General features: G+C 60.2%; 13 protein-coding genes. 6 read left to right on the forward strand and 7 right to left on the reverse strand.

Annotation, left to right across the window (positions count from 1 at the left end):
* The first annotated feature begins 109 nt into the window (after window positions 1-109).
* Window positions 110-1,114, forward strand: a complete 1,005-nt coding sequence (locus B9Z31_RS10515) for an aldo/keto reductase (RefSeq protein WP_100119804.1) — start codon at window positions 110-112, stop codon at window positions 1,112-1,114.
* Between the two features lie 66 nt (window positions 1,115-1,180).
* Here B9Z31_RS10515 and maiA read toward each other — a convergent pair whose 3' ends face one another.
* The 4 genes from maiA to B9Z31_RS10535 form a co-directional block, all read right to left on the reverse strand.
* Window positions 1,181-1,816, reverse strand: a complete 636-nt coding sequence (gene maiA / locus B9Z31_RS10520) for a maleylacetoacetate isomerase (RefSeq protein ID WP_100119526.1) — start codon at window positions 1,814-1,816, stop codon at window positions 1,181-1,183.
* Window positions 1,817-1,820: 4 nt separating this feature from the next.
* Complete coding sequence (locus tag B9Z31_RS10525) at window positions 1,821-2,534, reverse strand: fumarylacetoacetate hydrolase family protein (RefSeq protein ID WP_100119527.1); 714 nt, start codon at window positions 2,532-2,534, stop codon at window positions 1,821-1,823.
* Window positions 2,535-2,717: 183 nt separating this feature from the next.
* Window positions 2,718-3,755, reverse strand: coding sequence for a cupin domain-containing protein (locus tag B9Z31_RS10530; protein ID WP_100119528.1), 1,038 nt, complete (start codon window positions 3,753-3,755; stop codon window positions 2,718-2,720).
* A gap of 17 nt (window positions 3,756-3,772) precedes the next feature.
* On the reverse strand, window positions 3,773-4,984 hold the full coding sequence (locus B9Z31_RS10535; protein WP_100119529.1) for a 3-hydroxybenzoate 6-monooxygenase: 1,212 nt from the start codon (window positions 4,982-4,984) through the stop codon (window positions 3,773-3,775).
* 175 nt (window positions 4,985-5,159) lie between these two features.
* Here B9Z31_RS10535 and paaZ point away from each other — a divergent pair, with 175 nt between their 5' ends.
* The 4 genes from paaZ (at window position 5,160) to B9Z31_RS10560 (ending at window position 10,404) form a co-directional block, all read left to right on the forward strand.
* The gene (gene paaZ, locus B9Z31_RS10540; RefSeq protein WP_100119530.1) at window positions 5,160-7,205 is read left to right on the forward strand and encodes a phenylacetic acid degradation bifunctional protein PaaZ; all 2,046 of its coding nucleotides are present in this window, start codon (window positions 5,160-5,162) and stop codon (window positions 7,203-7,205) included.
* A 25-nt stretch (window positions 7,206-7,230) separates the two neighbouring features.
* Entirely contained in the window at window positions 7,231-7,635 is a 405-nt protein-coding gene (locus tag B9Z31_RS10545; RefSeq protein ID WP_019426986.1) for a YkgJ family cysteine cluster protein, read from the forward strand.
* Between the two features lie 233 nt (window positions 7,636-7,868).
* Complete coding sequence (locus tag B9Z31_RS10550) at window positions 7,869-9,131, forward strand: hypothetical protein (RefSeq protein ID WP_143473842.1); 1,263 nt, start codon at window positions 7,869-7,871, stop codon at window positions 9,129-9,131.
* A gap of 265 nt (window positions 9,132-9,396) precedes the next feature.
* On the forward strand, window positions 9,397-10,404 hold the full coding sequence (locus B9Z31_RS10560) for a hypothetical protein (protein WP_143473843.1): 1,008 nt from the start codon (window positions 9,397-9,399) through the stop codon (window positions 10,402-10,404).
* Window positions 10,405-10,469: 65 nt separating this feature from the next.
* Here B9Z31_RS10560 and rpoD read toward each other — a convergent pair whose 3' ends face one another.
* From rpoD to yjgA, 3 genes are all read right to left on the reverse strand, one after another.
* Window positions 10,470-13,016, reverse strand: coding sequence for an RNA polymerase sigma factor RpoD (gene rpoD / locus B9Z31_RS10565; protein WP_199174480.1), 2,547 nt, complete (start codon window positions 13,014-13,016; stop codon window positions 10,470-10,472).
* A gap of 269 nt (window positions 13,017-13,285) precedes the next feature.
* Window positions 13,286-13,888 (reverse strand): molybdopterin adenylyltransferase, encoded by a 603-nt coding sequence (gene mog / locus B9Z31_RS10570; protein WP_100119534.1) that lies wholly within the window; start codon window positions 13,886-13,888, stop codon window positions 13,286-13,288.
* A complete protein-coding gene (gene yjgA, locus B9Z31_RS10575; protein ID WP_100119535.1) occupies window positions 13,881-14,540 on the reverse strand; it encodes a ribosome biogenesis factor YjgA in 660 nt (219 codons plus the stop codon). Before yjgA ends, mog begins: the two co-directional genes overlap by 8 nt.
* Between yjgA and pmbA the strand changes: the two genes are divergently transcribed.
* Window positions 14,539-16,065, forward strand: a complete 1,527-nt coding sequence (pmbA, locus tag B9Z31_RS10580; RefSeq protein ID WP_100119536.1) for a metalloprotease PmbA — start codon at window positions 14,539-14,541, stop codon at window positions 16,063-16,065. The genes yjgA and pmbA overlap by 2 nt on opposite strands.
* Window positions 16,066-16,068: the final 3 nt, after the last annotated feature.

Here is a 16,068-nt window from a genome sequence, read left to right on the forward strand (position 1 = left end):
GGGCGCTGAAAGCGCCGCTGCCACGAGGTCTGCACACATGGGTTTGCTGGGTTTTCTGATCGAATTGAAGACCCGAACGGCTTGACTCGGTCGGGCTATGATGCAGCGCATGAAAAACCGTCAATTGGCCTCTTTTTCCGTCAGCGCCATCGGCCTGGGCTGCATGAACCTCAGCCATGCTTATGGCGCACCCGTACCGGCCGAACAAGCCGAGCGCGTGTTGTTGACCGCCCTGGACCAAGGCGTCACCTTTTTTGACACCGCCGCTTTGTATGGCTTTGGCGCCAACGAGACCTTGGTCGGCAAAGTCTTGAAGCCACACCGTCAACGGTTCACCTTGGCCAGCAAATGCGGCATGCAAGGGGTGGCGCAAAGCGATGGCAGCAAGGTCCGCGTGATCGACGGCCGTCCAGAGACGATTCAAAAGACATGCGAAGACGCACTGCGCCGTCTCCAGACCGATGTGATCGATTTGTACTACCTGCACCGCTGGGATAAACAAGTCCCCATCGAAGACAGCGTGGGCGCATTGAGCGATCTGGTGCGCCAAGGCAAGATCCAGACGATTGGTTTGTCCGAGGTGTCAGCGGGCACCTTGCGCAAAGCGCATGCGGTGCACCCGATTGCAGCGGTGCAGACCGAGTATTCGTTCTGGACGCGCAACCCCGAGATCGCGGTCTTGCAAGCCTGCCGTGAGTTGGGCGTGGCCTTTGTGGCTTTCAGCCCTGTGGCGAGAGGTTTTCTGTGCGGCGCTGCACTCGACATTGCGGGCTTCGATGCGAAAGACATCCGCCGCAGCATGCCCCGCTTCAACCCCGAAAATTACGCGGCCAACTTGAAACTGCTGCCCGCCTACCATGCGCTGGCCCAAGAGGCGGGCTGCAGCCCCTCTCAGTTGGCGCTGGCTTGGTTGCTGCACAAAGGGGATGACATCATTCCCATCCCCGGCACCACCTCGGTGGCGCATTTGCGCGATGACTTGGCCTCGGTCGATGTGAAGCTGGACGTGGCCGTCATGGCGCGATTGGAAGCCCTGATCAACCAGAACACGGTGGCGGGCGACCGCTACAACGCGCAGGCCAACAGCGAAGTCGATACCGAGACCTTCGCCTGATCGGACCACGTGCTTGTGGGCCCAGCGCCCGCGTCGTGTTCTGCCATTGAGGGGCGCAACGCCTGTTCAGGCATCGGGTTGCGCCAGGGGCGCTGCCTGCTTGAAGGCATCGAGTTCGCCGCAAGCGTGGTCGATGGCGCTGATCAGGGGCCAGCGGTTCATGTCCACGTTGAAGCGCCGTGCGCTTTCCACTTGGGGGATCAAATACACATCGGCCAGCGTGGGCGTGTCGCCAAAGCTGAAACGGCCGCGGCTGGGGTCGGCCGCGATCAAGGCTTCGTAGGCGTCAAACCCGTCGCTGATCCAAGTGCCACACCAGGCGTTGATCGCCGCTTCGTCGGCACCGAACTGCTTGCGCAAGGTTTGCAAAATGCGGCGGTTGTTGATCGGGTGGATGTCGCACCCCACCATGGCCGCCAGGGCCCGCACATGGGCCCGCGCGTCTGCGCCTGTGGGCAGCAAGGCGGGTGTGGGGTATTTTTCTTCCAGCCACTCGATGATGGCTGGGGACTGGATCATCACCTGCTCGCCGGTGTCCAAGGCCGGCACCAAGCCTTGCGGGTTGATGGCTTTGAAGGCCTCTTTTTGCTGCTCGTCGACCCGCAAATCCACGGCCACGTAGTCGGCGGCGATGCCTTTGAGGTTCAGGGCAATGCGCAGGCGGTGAGACGTGCCGCTTCGGAAAAAACTGTACAACTTCATGGTCTTACTCCGCAGCGCCGATGGTCAGGGTCAACTCGGCCACGCCTTGCACACGGCCGGTGATTTTGTCGCCCGTGACCACCGCGCCCACGCCTTCAGGGGTTCCGGTGTAAATCAGGTCGCCGGCTTGCAGGTGGTAGTAGGTGGAGAGGTCCGCGATGATTTCGCGGATGTTCCAGATCAGTTTGTCCACATCGGACGACTGCTTGGTGGTGCCGTTGACTTCGAGGGCAATGGCGCCGCGCTCGATGACCACGCCGGGCATGGGCACGATCTCGGAGCAGACCGAGCCTTGTTCGATGTCCTTGCCCGTGTCCCACGGGCGGCCCTTGTCACGCGCGACCAATTGCAGGTCGCGGCGCGTCATGTCCAGGCCTGCGGCGTAGCCATATACCAGTTCATGGGCCGAGGCTTCGCTCACGCGAAAGCCTGCTTTGCCAATGGCCAGCACCAGCTCCATTTCGAAGTGGTAATTGCTGGTGCGGGGTGGGTAAGCCACCACAGCGGCTGAATCTGCGCTGGTTTCGACCAAGGTTTGGGGCGACTTGGTGAAGTAGAAGGCCTGCTCGACGCTCTTGTCCACGGGGCGGCCCATTTCGACGGCATGGGCGTGGTAGTTGCGGCCCACACAGAAGATGCGGTTGACGGGGAAGCGTTCCTTTTGGCCGCGGATGGGCAGGGACTGAACGGCGGGGGGATTGAAGAGGTAAGAGGTCATGAAGGGACTCAAAGGGTGGAATGGCGAAAGGGTCTCGGTGTGGGAGCGCGCCCCTGCGCGCGAATGCCCGAATCACCCAGTCGTTTTGCAAAAGACTGGGCTGATTCACCATTCGGCAGCAGGGACAGCTTCCCGCAAAAATCGGGCATCAGCATGTCCTCATGGGCCATGTTGGCAGGTGCATCAGCCGCGGTTCTCGTAGACGCCCAGCTTGCGGTGCAGGGGCGACTCGTCGGCGATGAACACGAACGCAGGCTGAGCGGCGTTCAGATTGGTCAGCGTCACAGCCTCGTAACCAGGCGCGCAGCAGGTGTCGGCCTCGGCCAGCGTGAAGGTGCTGGCCACAATCTGCGCCTGCACCGCGCCTTCAATCACATGGAAGACCTGGGCGGGCGAGCGGGCGCTCAAGCGCAGCGTCTGGCCGGGGCGCAGCATCAGGGCATAAAAGCCCAAGATGTTTTCGGCATCGCCACCGGTTTCGGGGTTGGTGTACGTGACTTGCACCTGTTCCAAACCCGCATCGTCGGCGGCCAGCGATTCGAGCGCGGCTTTGGCGTCTTTCCAGGCGTAACGCAGCATGGGGTAAGCCTTCTTGCTGCGCTCAAACACATGCGAGGGCACCACACCGCCACGGGCGTATTGCTTGTCGCCTTGGCCGGGGACCACGGTCTGGCGGTCGCCGTTGATGTGGTAGCTGGCCTCCATGTAATAGACCAGCGGCAGGTCCAGCACGTCGAGCCAGATGACAGGCTCGCTGCCGTCGTGGCCGTGTTCATGCCACAGGCCCGTGGGTGTGAGGATCAGGTCGCCTCGGCTCATGGGGCATTTCTCGCCGTCCACGGTGGTCCACGCGCCTTCGCCTTCCACCACCATGCGCACCGCGTTGGGCGTGTGGCGGTGGCTGGGGGCCCATTCGCCAGGCATGAGCAGTTGCATGCCCAAATACATGGCAGCAGAAGCCTGCATTTTGTCCAGACCGTGCCCCGGGTTGGCCAGCACCAGCACGCGGCGTTCGGCTTTTTCGATGGGGGTCAGCTCGCCTGCTTTGAGCAGCAGCGGCTTGATGTCTTGGTACGCCCAGCAAGTCGGCTGGGTCTGGCGCGTGGGCACCTTGGGCGGCAGCACGCCGCGCAGGCTGGGCCACAGGGGCACCAGGTTCACTTGGCGCAGGTCTTGCACATAGTCTGGGGGCAGGTCTTCGATTCGGCCGAGGTCGTTCATGGTGTGTTTCCGGGCAATCAGGTGTGTTGAGCGGCATCGAGGCAGTTGCTGACGTTCCAACCGTACAGCCATGCCATCGCATCATAAAAGCGCTCGGCCCCTCGGCCACGCCAAAGGTCATTGCGAACCAAACGCTCCACGCCTTTGGCGTGGTAAATGCGGCCCATCTCTCGGCTAGAGAGCACGATGCGGGCCGTGCGGGCCACGCGGGCCCGTTGGTACATGTCCAGCGCTTGGGGCCAGTCGTTGTGGTGCGTGCGCAGGGCTTCGCCCAAAGTGACGGCGTCTTCCATGGCCATGCATGCGCCTTGCGCCATGTACTGCGTGGTGGGGTGTGCCGCGTCGCCCAGCAGGGTCACGCGGCCATAGGTCCATTGTCCAATCGGTTCGCGGTCGGCGGTGGCCCAGCGCTTCCAGCTCTTGGGCAGGTCGATCAATTGGCGGGCCTTGGGGCAGATGCCTTGGAAGTAGCTTTGCACCTCTTCCTTGCTGCCTTCGGTCACGCCCCATTCTTCTTGCTGACGGCTGTGGAAAGTCACGACCACGTTGTACTGATCGCCACCGCGCAGGGGGTAGTGCACCAGGTGGCAGTTGGGCCCGACCCAAATGGCCGCGGCGTTCCACTGCAGGTCTTGCGGAAAGTCTTTTTTGTCGACCACGGCGCGGTACACCACATGGCCGGTCACGCGGGCCGGGTCGCCCACAAACTGCTCGCGCACCACCGACTTCACACCATCGGCGCCGATCAGGGCGCAGCCTTTGAAGGCCTTGCCGTGTTGGTCCCACACGGTCACGCTGCTGTCGTCTTGCGCGATGCGCACCACGCGGGTGCTGGTGTGGAATTCAACCTGGCCGGTTTCTTGTGCACCTTCGAGCAGTGACAAATGCACATCGGCGCGGTGGATCACGGCGTAGGGGTTGCCAAAACGCTGACGGAATTGGTCGCCCGTGGGGATCTTGCCGACCTGGTATTCGTCGATGGCGTCGTGCATGACCATGTAGTCGGTGTACACGGCGCGGCCACGGGCTTTGTCGCCAATGCCCAAAGCGTCAAAGGCGTGGAAGGCGTTGGGGCCGAGCTGTATGCCTGCACCGATCTCGCCGATTTCGGGCGCTTGCTCCAGCACGGTGACCTGAAAGCCTTGTCGAACCAGTGCGAGCGCAGCCGCCAGGCCACCAATGCCGCCGCCCGCGACGATGACGGGGAGTTGAGACGATGCAGTGCCCATGGAAGCTCCAGCCAAGGAAGTTGAAAAGTGGCGATATTATATGCATGCATACTAATTTTGAAAAGCCCAGGCGTTTCACGGATGGATGTGCGCGGTAAACCGACTAAAATTTCCCGACCGCCCGGTTGGTTAATTCGACGCGACTGGGTTTGCACCTCACAGAAAGCGTCTTCCCATGACCCAAGTCCTGCAAAGTTTCATCGGTGGCCAGTGGATCGGCCAGCAAGGTGCGCAAAACCTGCGCAGCGCCATCAACGGTGCCACGGTATTTCAAACCCATGCCGAGGCGATTGATTTTGGAGACGCGGTGCACTACGCCCGCACCGTGGGCCTGCCCAATTTGCTCCAGCTGGATTTTCAAGAACGTGCCCAGCGCCTGAAGGCCCTGGCCAAGTACTTGGGCGAGCACAAGGAAACGCTTTACGCCATCTCGGCCCACACGGGCGCGACACGCGCAGACAGCTGGGTGGACATCGAAGGTGGTGCGGGCACGCTCTTCGCGTACTCGGGCATGGGCAGCAACGAGCTGCCCAGCGGTAATTTGATTCACGAAGGCCCGGCTTTTCCCTTGGGCAAGAAGGGCGGCTTTGCAGGCACGCACATCCTGGTGCCGCGTGGCGGCATCGCGGTGCACATCAACGCCTTCAACTTCCCCATCTGGGGCCTCTTGGAAAAGTTCGCGCCCAGCTTTTTGGCGGGCATGCCTTGCATTGGCAAACCCGCCTCGTCCACCAGCTACCTGACAGAAGCCATGGTGCGTTTGGTCGAGCAATCGGGCATCTTGCCTGCCGGCTCGCTCCAGCTGGTGATCGGCTCCACAGGCGACCTGCTCGACCGCCTGAACGGCCAGGACGTGGTCACTTTCACGGGCTCGGCCGACACCGCCGCCATGCTGCGCGTGCACCCCAATGTGATCAAGCACAGCATCCCCTTCAACGCCGAAGCCGATTCGCTCAACTGCGCCATCCTCGCGCCCGATGTCACGCCCGACGACGAAGAGTTTGACCTGTTTGTCAAAGAAGTCGCCCGCGAAATGACCGTCAAAGCCGGCCAAAAATGCACCGCGATCCGACGCGCCATCGTGCCGCGTCAGCACCTCGATGCGGTGGCCGAGAAGCTCCAAGCGCGTTTGGCCAAGGTGGTGGTGGGCGATCCGTCGGTGGAGGGCGTGAAGATGGGGGCCCTGGCCTCGCATTCGCAACAAGCCGATGTGGCCGCTCGTGTGGCCCTGCTGCGCCAAAGCGCCGAGCTGGTGTTTGGCGGCGGCGCTGGCTTCAACCCCGTGGGGCAGGGCGTCGAAGGCGGCGCCTTCTTCCAACCCACGTTATTGCTGTGCCAAAAGCCATTGCACACCGACAGCGTGCACGACGTCGAGGCTTTTGGCCCGGTCAGCACGCTCATGCCTTACGACAGCATGGACGAAGCGCTGCAACTGGCCGCGCGCGGCCAAGGCAGCCTGGTCGGCACGCTGGTCACCAAAGACCCGAAAATCGCGGCACGCATCATCCCGGTGGCGGCCGCCTTGCACGGCCGCTTGCACATTCTGGACCGCGAGTCGGCGGTGGAGTCGACGGGCCACGGCTCGCCGCTGCCGCCACTCAAGCATGGAGGCCCAGGCCGCGCAGGCGGCGGTGAAGAGCTCGGCGGCATCCGCGCCGTCAAGCACCTGATGCAGCGCACTGCGCTGCAAGGCTCGCCCACCATGATCGCCGCCGTCACGGGCGAGTACATGCGGGGCGCCAAGTTGATCGAGACCGAGGTCCACCCCTTCCGCCGCCACTTTGAAGAGCTGCAGATTGGCGAGAGCTTGCTCACCCACCGCCGCACCGTGGGCGAAGCCGACATCGTGGCCTTCGGCGGTTTGTCGGGCGACTATTTCTACATGCACTTCGACGAGATCGCCGCCAAGGATTCGCCGTTTGGCAAGCGCATCGCGCACGGTTACTTTGTCTTGTCGGCAGCGGCGGGCTTGTTCGTTTCACCCGCGCCCGGCCCGGTGCTGGCCAACTATGGCTTGGACACCTTGCGCTTTGTCAAGCCGGTGGGCATTGGCGACACCATCCAGGCGCGCCTGACGGCCAAACGCAAGATCGACCGCCACAAGAAAGATGCCAACGGCGTCGGCCAAGGCGTGGTGGCCTGGGACGTGGAAGTCACCAACCAGCTGGGAGAAGTCGTGGCCAGCTACGACATCCTGACGCTGGTGGCCAAGAAGGGCTGAGGCACATGCGGGGATAATCGCAGGCATGAGATCCCCCATTGCCGTTGTGGACGTTGACCGTTGCGAAACCTGGACCCGCTACAAAGCGGGTCTGTGCGACACCTGTGCGGCCAATTGCTGCACCATGCCGGTCGAGGTCAAGATGGCCGATTTGGTGCGCCTGGGCATGGTCGATCCGTTCGAGGCCGAGCACGATGACCCCAAGCAGATCGCCAAGCGCCTGAGCAAAGCGGGCTTGATTGACCACTTTAATTTTAAAAACAGCATCTTCAGTTTGGCGCGTCGCGCCAGTGGGGACTGCCATTTGCTCGACGCCAAGACGCGCCGCTGCACCGTGTACGACAAACGGCCCAACACCTGCCGCTTGCACCCCCAGGTGGGGCCTCGCCCCAACCATTGCCCCTACGGCAACAAAGCCCAATCGCGTTGAGGGCCTCTTTTAAAAGCCCCCCGCTTTGGCGCTGGTGTCCATGCGCAGTCTCTGGGCGCCGCTGCTTGGCGCACTTCCTGAGCCGCGCCTCTCTGGCAAAGCTAAAATGGCCCAAACTTCTTCAGGTAACAGACCCCATGGACCCACAACATTACATCTCCAAATGTCATGCTGAGCTGCAAAGCGCAGTGGCAGCTTTGGGTGGGGATTCTTCGTCGCCTCGCCTGGCGAGCATGGCTGACTTGATCATCCAGTCGATGACGGGGCCCTGGCGGTCTTTCCACACGCCAGAACACATCTTCGAAGTCGGCGCAGGTGGGACGCCCGTGGAAGTCGTTGCGGCCCTGTTCCATGACCTCGTGTATGCCCAAGTGGATTCCGGCATCCATGTGAACTTGGCACGCTATGTCGCACCTTACGTCCGTGAAAGCGACAAAGGCTTGGTGATCGATCCGATGGAGGACGCGCCAGCGCAAGACTTGGACATGGTGATGACCCTGTTTGGCTTCGCGAGAGGGCAAGTGTTGTCGCCCTTCGCGGGTCTCAATGAGTTCCTCAGCGCCTTGTTGGCCGTGCGTGTCTTGGAAGGCGTTTTGTCTAAACCGGTGTGCGCACAAATTGCCGCGTGCATTGAAGCGACCGTGCCGTTTCGCAGCCCGCAGCCCGATGGCACGAGCTGTTCACAACTTTTGCTCGAGCGCCTGAAACAGGCCAACCAAAACCATGCGCTGGGTTTGGACGATGCCGCCTGTTTGGAAACCATCCTGATGGGTGTGCGGGTGGCCAACCGTGACATTGGCAATTTCGCCAGTGAACACCCCTCCGAGTTCTTGAACAACACTTGGAACTTGATCCCCGAGACCAACCATGATTTGGTCAGCACCAACACGTACACCGTCAAGGGCTACCGCATTTCCTTGCAAAAGATGGAAGGCTTCTTGGGCTTTTTACAGCCGGCTGCCGTGTTCCGACAGTTTGCCGATGAGCCCTCGCCCGAAGTGCACCAGCGACGACTGGATTTGACCTTGCGCAACCTGGAAGTGGCGCGGCTTTATTTGCGTCTCAAATTGTTGTCCATCACCATGCTTGAAGCCTTGTCCCTGAGCTTGGGTGAAGAAGTTTCCCTGTCTTCCATCATGGGTAAATTGCCGGGCAAGATGGATTTCCCGATTCAATTTGAGAATTACCTCCCTCATATCGCCAATCCTTACCAAGCACGTGATCGCCAAGAGGAAATCGTGATGGATTTGCTGGAAACGGGGCGATCGGCCGACTCCGTTCACGATACGCGCCACTCACCCGTGGCCAGTTATTTGGTCAAATCCTTGGGCATACCGGCCAGCATGCAATTGCTCGATCATGCCCGTGCTTACTTTGCTGGGAAACTCACCGGAGAAGCCTTGCTGGCTCAAACAGACCCCCAGGTGGTTCAGGGCCTGCGCAAGGCCATGGTCGAAGTGTTTGAGCGACGGGCTGAAATGTTTCGCACGGTTTGAGTTGGGTGAAGCCCTGGATCAAAAGCCAGGCAAACAGGCCAAAAGCACTTTGAGCCTGAACAGATTTTGGGCATCAAAAAAGCCTCCTGGCTTTGCAGCCAGGAGGCTTTGTTTTGCGTTCACGGGTCACGTCGAACTGCTTGCCCACTTCTTCCGGTGGGTGGTCAGTGGACAGCTGGATGAAGAGGACAATCCTTTGATTGCCAATAACGTTAGAAGGCCTCAATACCAGCTGTTTCAAGGCGATGGATAAAATTAAACAACGATGAAGAAGCTTTTGAACTCGGCGCTTGTGTTGATCTTTTCCCTCTCCTTGTCTGGATGTGGAGGCGGTGGTTCTTCCGATGCACCTCGGACACTGAGCGTCAACCAAAGTCGGTTTGATGCATGGATTCAAGCCGGTGTTGCACCATCACTGAGTTGGTTATTGCGTTCGCCAAATCGCAGCCCTTCCGATTACCTGTTTGCAACCGTCATTTCGGCAACCGCATCGCCGAGGGATGGGCCGCAAGTTTTGAATTGGGCACGCTTCAACTTGACCGCCACCTTGGAGCTTCCAGACAACATCAACCGCAGTGCCCAAAGAGTTTTGCACAACGGCGCGATCCGATATCGTTTGATCGACTCTAAGATTCATGCCGCTTATGTTGACGATGTCATAGAGTCTCATTTTTACGATGTAGACGGTCGGACTGTGCTTTTTGTGGAGGTGGTGGACGATGTCAGTGCACCTGTTCGGCTGTCCGGCCCTGTTGGAAACAATGACATTTTTAACCGTCAGTACGACTTGTTTCAATTGCCAGTGGCTGCCGGGATTGACCCCAACACGAACTGGAACAATGAGGCCGCGTACACCTCCATCAAAAGCTATCACCGAGATCCGATGCTGGCGGTGGTCGATTGGTCTTCACCCACCTTCGATGCCCAAGTCAATGCTTACGCAGGGCCAGAATCAGCGGTTGAAAATTTTTTTGCCACCCATCCAATTTGGTCTTATGGCGGAAACAGTTACGGGCTGAACTCCGGAACCATCGTGACTGTTCAGGGCGCGCGAGCCTGGGTGGCGACGACACCTCTGCCATCCGCCAGTTACCCTACCACGGCATACCGAGCGATGATTGAACTGGGCCAAAGGCTCTATGTGGGTATTTATTACCCTGCCAATACCCGCCTTCGCTATCGCGATCAGATCGACCCTTCTCAACAGATCGACTACCGTGTTGTGCTCAATCCTGCTGCGTTGGTGAGCATGAAACAAGCAATGTCCTTTTGATTGGCCAAGAAAAAGCCTCCTGGCTTTGCAGCCAGGAGGCTTTGTTTTTGGGCAGACCGCTTGGCTTACATCGTGTCGATGAAACTGCGCAGTTTGTCCGAGCGGCTGGGGTGCTTGAGCTTGCGCAGCGCCTTGGCCTCGATCTGGCGGATGCGTTCGCGGGTCACGTCGAACTGCTTGCCCACTTCTTCCAAGGTGTGGTCGGTGGACATCTCGATGCCGAAACGCATGCGCAGCACTTTGGCTTCGCGGGGCGTGAGGCTGTCCAGGATGTCTTTGACCACGTCGCGCAAGCCAGCCTGCAGTGCCGCGTCGATGGGCGCTGTGTGCGTGCTGTCTTCGATGAAGTCGCCCAGGTGGCTGTCGTCGTCGTCACCGATCGGCGTTTCCATGGAGATGGGCTCTTTGGCGATCTTCATGATCTTGCGGATCTTGTCTTCCGGGATTTCCATCTTCTCGGCCAAGACGGACGCATCGGGCTCAAAGCCAAACTCCTGCAAGTGCTGACGCGAGATGCGGTTCATCTTGTTGATCGTCTCGATCATGTGCACCGGAATGCGGATGGTGCGGGCCTGGTCGGCGATCGAGCGGGTGATGGCCTGACGGATCCACCAAGTGGCGTAGGTGGAGAACTTGTAGCCGCGGCGGTATTCGAACTTGTCCACCGCCTTCATCAAACCAATGTTGCCTTCCTGGATCAAGTCAAGGAACTGCAGACCGCGGTTGGTGTACTTCTTGGCGATCGAGATCACCAGGCGCAAGTTGGCCTCGATCATCTCTTTCTTGGCATCGCGTGATGAGCGTTCACCGGCGTTCATGCGCTTGTTGATGTCTTTGAGTTCGTCCAAAGGCACCACCACCTGCGATTGCAGATCCATCAGCTTTTGCTGCAGGTCCTGCACGGGCGGGATGTTGCGGCCCATCACGGCGCTCCAGCTCTTGCCTGCAGCGGCCTGCTTTTCGATCCACTTGAGGTTGAGCAACTGCGATTCCACGCGTTTGCCGTTTTTGTCACGGCCGCTGAAATCGGCGATGAAGTTGTCTTGCGGGTAACCGCATTTGTCCACAATGATGCGGCGCAGCTCGCGCTCTTTTTTGCGCACATCGTCGACTTGGCCACGCACCATGTCGCACAGTTTTTCAATGGTTTTGGCCGTGAAGCGGATGGTCATCAGCTCCTCTGACAGAGCCGATTGCACTTTCACGTAAGCCGGGGTGCCCCAGCCTTCTTTGTCGTACACCTTGTGCACTTTTTCAAAGTATTCGGTGATGCGGTCAAAGCGTTCCAAGGCCTGGTTTTTCAGTTCTTCGAGCTTTTTGGTCAAAGCCTTGGAGCCGCCTTTGCCGTCGTCGTCGTCGGCTTCGTCGAACTCGTCAAAGTCTTCTTCGGCCACATAGTCGTCGGCTTCGTTCAGGTTGGCGAAACCGTCCACCACGGTGGAGATGACGACCTTGCCTTCACGGATTTCGTTGGCCATGCGCAAGATTTCGGCGATGGTGGCGGGTGACGCGCTGATCGCGGCCATCATGTCCATCAGGCCGCCTTCGATGCGCTTGGCAATTTCAATTTCACCTTCGCGGGTCAGCAATTCCACGGTGCCCATCTCGCGCATGTACATGCGCACCGGGTCGGTGGTGCGACCGAATTCGCTGTCCACGGTGGACAAAGCGGCTTCGGCGGCTTCTTCGGCTTCTTCTTCGGTGGAGCCCGTGGGGGCGTTGTCGGTGATGATCAAGCTCTCGGCGTCCGGCGTTTGCTCGTACACCGCGACACCCAGGTCGTTCAGGGTGGCAATCACCACTTCCAGGGTTTCGGCATCGACCAGTTTGTCGGGCAGGTGATCGCTGATTTCGCCGTTGGTGAGGTAGCCGCGGGTCTTGCCCAGTTTGATCAGGGCTTTGAGGCGGTCCCGGCGCTGCTTCATCTCGGCTTCTGTCAGGACGGTTTCGTCCAAGCCGAATTCCTTCATCAAGGCGCGCTCTTTGGCCTTGCTGATTTTCATGCGCAGTGGTTTGACCTTTTCGGTCGAATCCGAACCTGCGTCAACGACCGGTTCACCTTCCAGGTCGGCTTCTATTTCCAGTTCATCTTCGAGGCTGGGCTCGGCGATGCTGCCTTTTTTCTTGGGACCGCGCTTGGCCCCGGTCACGGCTTTTTTGGCCGCTGGTTTCTTGTCTTCGGCGGGGGCGGCTTTGGCGGCCTTGGCGGGTTTCTTCACTTCCACTTCGACGGCGGCTTCTTTGGCCTTGGCGGTGGATTTTTTATCGGCGACTTCAGATTTCTTGGCGGGCACAGATGCGGCTTTCTTCACGGGCTTGACAGGAGAGGCCGGGCTTTTCGTTGCGTTGACTTGGCTTGTGACCGCTTTTTCAGCAGGCTTGGCGGCAGCTTTCGGTGCCGTTTTGGCTGCAGCGGGTGCTGCTTTCTTGGCTGGCGCTTTGGCCGTGCTCACCACGGGGGCGGGCTTTTTGGCGGGGGCTTTGGCAGTCACAGGGCTGCTGGCCTTGGGCTTGGCGACGGGCGCGGGGGCTTTTTTGGCAACAGCGGTCTTGGCAACGGGTTTGGCTTTGGCAGCGGCCTGGGCAGGCTTCTTCGACTTTTGAGCAGGCATGAGCACCTCGGAACATCAAAACAGACAAGGAAACGGACACAGTCAGCGCCAAATACATCCCGGCGCGGGCGTGGGTTAAGACACAGATCAACACCCTAGATGGGCGTCAAATCTGCAATGGCAAGATGGAGGGCGAACATTTGGAGTGCAGTCCTTGCGGAACGGTGACCTGCCCACATGGGGGCATCGCGCTGATGGCGGTGGTCTAGCCGGAGGTGCTGCTGTCGCTCTTGCCGAAAAACGTGGATTATACCGAAGTGCGGCGCTGATCAACTCGCTTGCGAGGGCCGAATGGCTGTTTTGGGGCGGAACGCCTTGCAAACCTCGTCACGGGTTTCCATGTAGGGGCCCCCGATCAAATCGACGCAATAGGGGACGGCTGCAAAAATGCCGTGCACCACGGCTTGGCCATTGGCGTCTTTCAGGCCTTCCAGCGTTTCGGCAATCGATTTGGGCTGGCCGGGCAGGTTGATGATCAGGCTCTGGCCCCGGATGACCGCCACTTGACGCGACAAAATGGCCGTCGGCACAAATTTCAGGCTGATTTGGCGCATCTGCTCGCCAAAGCCGGGCATTTCCTTGTCGGCCACGGCCAAAGTGGCTTCAGGGGTCACGTCCCGCAGGGCAGGGCCAGTGCCCCCTGTGGTCAGCACCAGGCTGCAACCGGCATCCACCAGCTCGATCAGGGTGGCGCTGATGCGGTCTTTTTCGTCGGGGATCAGGCGCGGCTCGAAATGGATGGGGTTGTGCAGGGCGCGCGTCAGCCACGCTTGCAATGCGGGCAAGCCTTTGTCCTCGTACACACCCGTGCTGGCCCGGTCGCTGATGGACACGATGCCGATCTTGACCGGGTCAAACGTGGCGTCATTCATCTTCGGATTCCTCGTCGGGGGTGTGGTCACTTTCGCCGTTGGTCAGCACGCTGCGCACCAGCTTGAACAACTCGCGGTAAGCACGGCCCTGGCGCGGTGCCAAGCCTTGCGATACCGCCGCATTGGTGACCGGCACGGCGTCTTTGCGGGCCTGGCGCACCAAGGCGCGCAGCTGTTGGATGTCGGTTTGTGGATAGTGCGCAATCCATTCACCCACCGCCGCATCGTCGGCGATCAGGCGGTCGCGCCAGGCTTCTGCCAGGTGCAGGGCTTGGGTGTCTTTGGCGCTGCCCAGGCGCTGGATGTCGAGCGCTTCGCGCACGGCTTGAAGGGTTTCGGGGCTGAGCAAACGCATTTGCTTGCCGATGAACTGCATCTGGCGGCGTTTGCCTTCAAAGTTGGTGATGCGCTTGGCTTCGGCCAGGCCGTCGACCAGTTTGTCGGGCAGGGACAGGCCCTCCATCAGGTCGCGGCGCAGGGTCAGCAAATCGGTGCCCAGTTCTTGCAGTTCGGTACTTTCGCGCTTGAGTTCGGTGCGGCTGGGGCCATCGAAGCCACCTTTGAGCTCGCGCTTGTACTCCAGGTCGAGCTCGCTGCCTTCGGCAACAAACTGACCGCGGACGAAATAGCCTTTTTTGGGTTTACGGGACATGACTGGGGGAACTCGTTCTCTGGGACAGCGCAGGGGCTGGGTGGCAAGTATCATAGCGGCCACTGCGGGCCTGGCGCCCGCCATTTTTTTCGAGACCCCCTGCGTGAAAATTTCTGTGAAAAATTCCGTGACACCCAAGACACCGGCCACCGCCTCCCATGCGCAGCCGCACGATGGCTTCAGCTACTCGCGTGACCATTTTGAAGAGCTGGTCGATATCGCCTTGCACCACGCCAAAAAACTCGGCGCGACCAACGCCGGGGCCGAGGCGTCTGAAGGTTGCGGCCTGTCGGTCAGTGTACGCAAGGGCGAGCTCGAGAACGTGGAACGCAACCGCGACAAGTCCTTGGGCGTGACGGTCTATGTGGACCACCGCAGGGGCAATGCCAGCACGTCGGATTTCTCCAAAGCGGCCATTGAGCGCACCGTTCAAGCGGCCTATGACATCGCCCGTTTCACAGCCGAAGACCCGACCGCCGGGCTGCCGGATGAGGCCGACATCGAAACCCATCAGCGTGATCTGGACCTGTTCCACCCCTGGGCCATCAACAGCGAAGAAGCCGCCCGCATTGCATTGCAATGCGAAGCCGCCGCCCTGAAAACCAGCCGCCGCATCACCAACAGCGATGGTGCCGCCGTGTCGGCCCAGCAGAGCCATTTTTTCAGTGCCCACACGCACGGCTTTCGAGGCGGTTATGCCAGCTCGCGTCACAGCGTATCGGTCGCGCCCATTGCCAAGCTGCCCGGTCGCAACGCAGAAATGCAGCGCGATGCTTGGTACACCTCGATGCGCTCTGCCGATGAATTGGCCTCGGTCGAGGCGGTGGGGCGCTACGCCGCAGAGCGGGCTTTGTCGCGCTTGGGTGCGCGCAAGATCGCCACGACCGAGTGCCCCGTGTTGTTCGAGTCGCCCGTGGCCGCAGGCTTGTTGGGCGGTTTTGTGCAAGCGGTCAGCGGTGGGGCGCTGTACCGCAAGAGCAGTTTCTTGCTGGACTCCTTGGGTAAAAAAGTGTTCCCCAAGCACATCGACATCGAAGAGGACCCGTTTGTGCTGAGGGGCAAAGGCAGCTCACCTTTTGACGACGAGGGCGTGTGCTCGGCGCGTCGTCAGGTGGTCAAAGGTGGCCGCGTCGAAGGTTATTTTTTGAGCAGCTACTCGGCCCGCAAACTGGGCATGAAGACCACCGGTAACGCGGGCGGCTCCCACAACCTGACGCTGACTTCGCGCCTGACGCAGTCCACCGACGACTTGGATGCCATGCTGCAAAAGCTGGGCACGGGCCTGTTTGTGATCGAGTTGATGGGGCAGGGCGTGAATTACGTGACGGGTGACTATTCGCGCGGGGCCAGTGGGTTTTGGGTCGAAAACGGCCAGATCGCCTACCCGGTGCACGAGATCACCATCGCCGGCAACCTCAAAGACATGCTGATGGGCATCGAGGCGGTGGGCTCGGACACCTACAACATGGGGGCCAAATCGACGGGCTCCATTTTGGTCAACCGCATGAAACTGGCCGGCAGTTAAGGC

It is taken from the genome of Limnohabitans sp. G3-2, assembly GCF_002778275.1.
Classification (GTDB): Bacteria; Pseudomonadota; Gammaproteobacteria; order Burkholderiales; family Burkholderiaceae_C; genus Limnohabitans_A.

Excerpts from the sequence above, each read along its gene's own strand:
- B9Z31_RS10560 (WP_143473843.1), top strand. The coding sequence starts at position 9,397 with ATGAAGAAGCTTTTGAACTCGGCGCTTGTGTTGATCTTTTCCCTCTCC.
- B9Z31_RS10550 (WP_143473842.1), top strand. The coding sequence starts at position 7,869 with ATGGCTGACTTGATCATCCAGTCGATGACGGGGCCCTGGCGGTCTTTC.
- mog (WP_100119534.1), bottom strand. The coding sequence starts at position 13,888 with ATGAATGACGCCACGTTTGACCCGGTCAAGATCGGCATCGTGTCCATC.
- maiA (WP_100119526.1), bottom strand. The coding sequence starts at position 1,816 with ATGAAGTTGTACAGTTTTTTCCGAAGCGGCACGTCTCACCGCCTGCGC.
- rpoD (WP_199174480.1), bottom strand. The coding sequence starts at position 13,016 with ATGCCTGCTCAAAAGTCGAAGAAGCCTGCCCAGGCCGCTGCCAAAGCC.
- pmbA (WP_100119536.1), top strand. The coding sequence starts at position 14,539 with ATGACTGGGGGAACTCGTTCTCTGGGACAGCGCAGGGGCTGGGTGGCA.
- yjgA (WP_100119535.1), bottom strand. The coding sequence starts at position 14,540 with ATGTCCCGTAAACCCAAAAAAGGCTATTTCGTCCGCGGTCAGTTTGTT.
- paaZ (WP_100119530.1), top strand. The coding sequence starts at position 5,160 with ATGACCCAAGTCCTGCAAAGTTTCATCGGTGGCCAGTGGATCGGCCAG.
- B9Z31_RS10535 (WP_100119529.1), bottom strand. The coding sequence starts at position 4,984 with ATGGGCACTGCATCGTCTCAACTCCCCGTCATCGTCGCGGGCGGCGGC.
- B9Z31_RS10530 (WP_100119528.1), bottom strand. The coding sequence starts at position 3,755 with ATGAACGACCTCGGCCGAATCGAAGACCTGCCCCCAGACTATGTGCAA.
- B9Z31_RS10545 (WP_019426986.1), top strand. The coding sequence starts at position 7,231 with ATGAGATCCCCCATTGCCGTTGTGGACGTTGACCGTTGCGAAACCTGG.
- B9Z31_RS10515 (WP_100119804.1), top strand. The coding sequence starts at position 110 with ATGAAAAACCGTCAATTGGCCTCTTTTTCCGTCAGCGCCATCGGCCTG.
- B9Z31_RS10525 (WP_100119527.1), bottom strand. The coding sequence starts at position 2,534 with ATGACCTCTTACCTCTTCAATCCCCCCGCCGTTCAGTCCCTGCCCATC.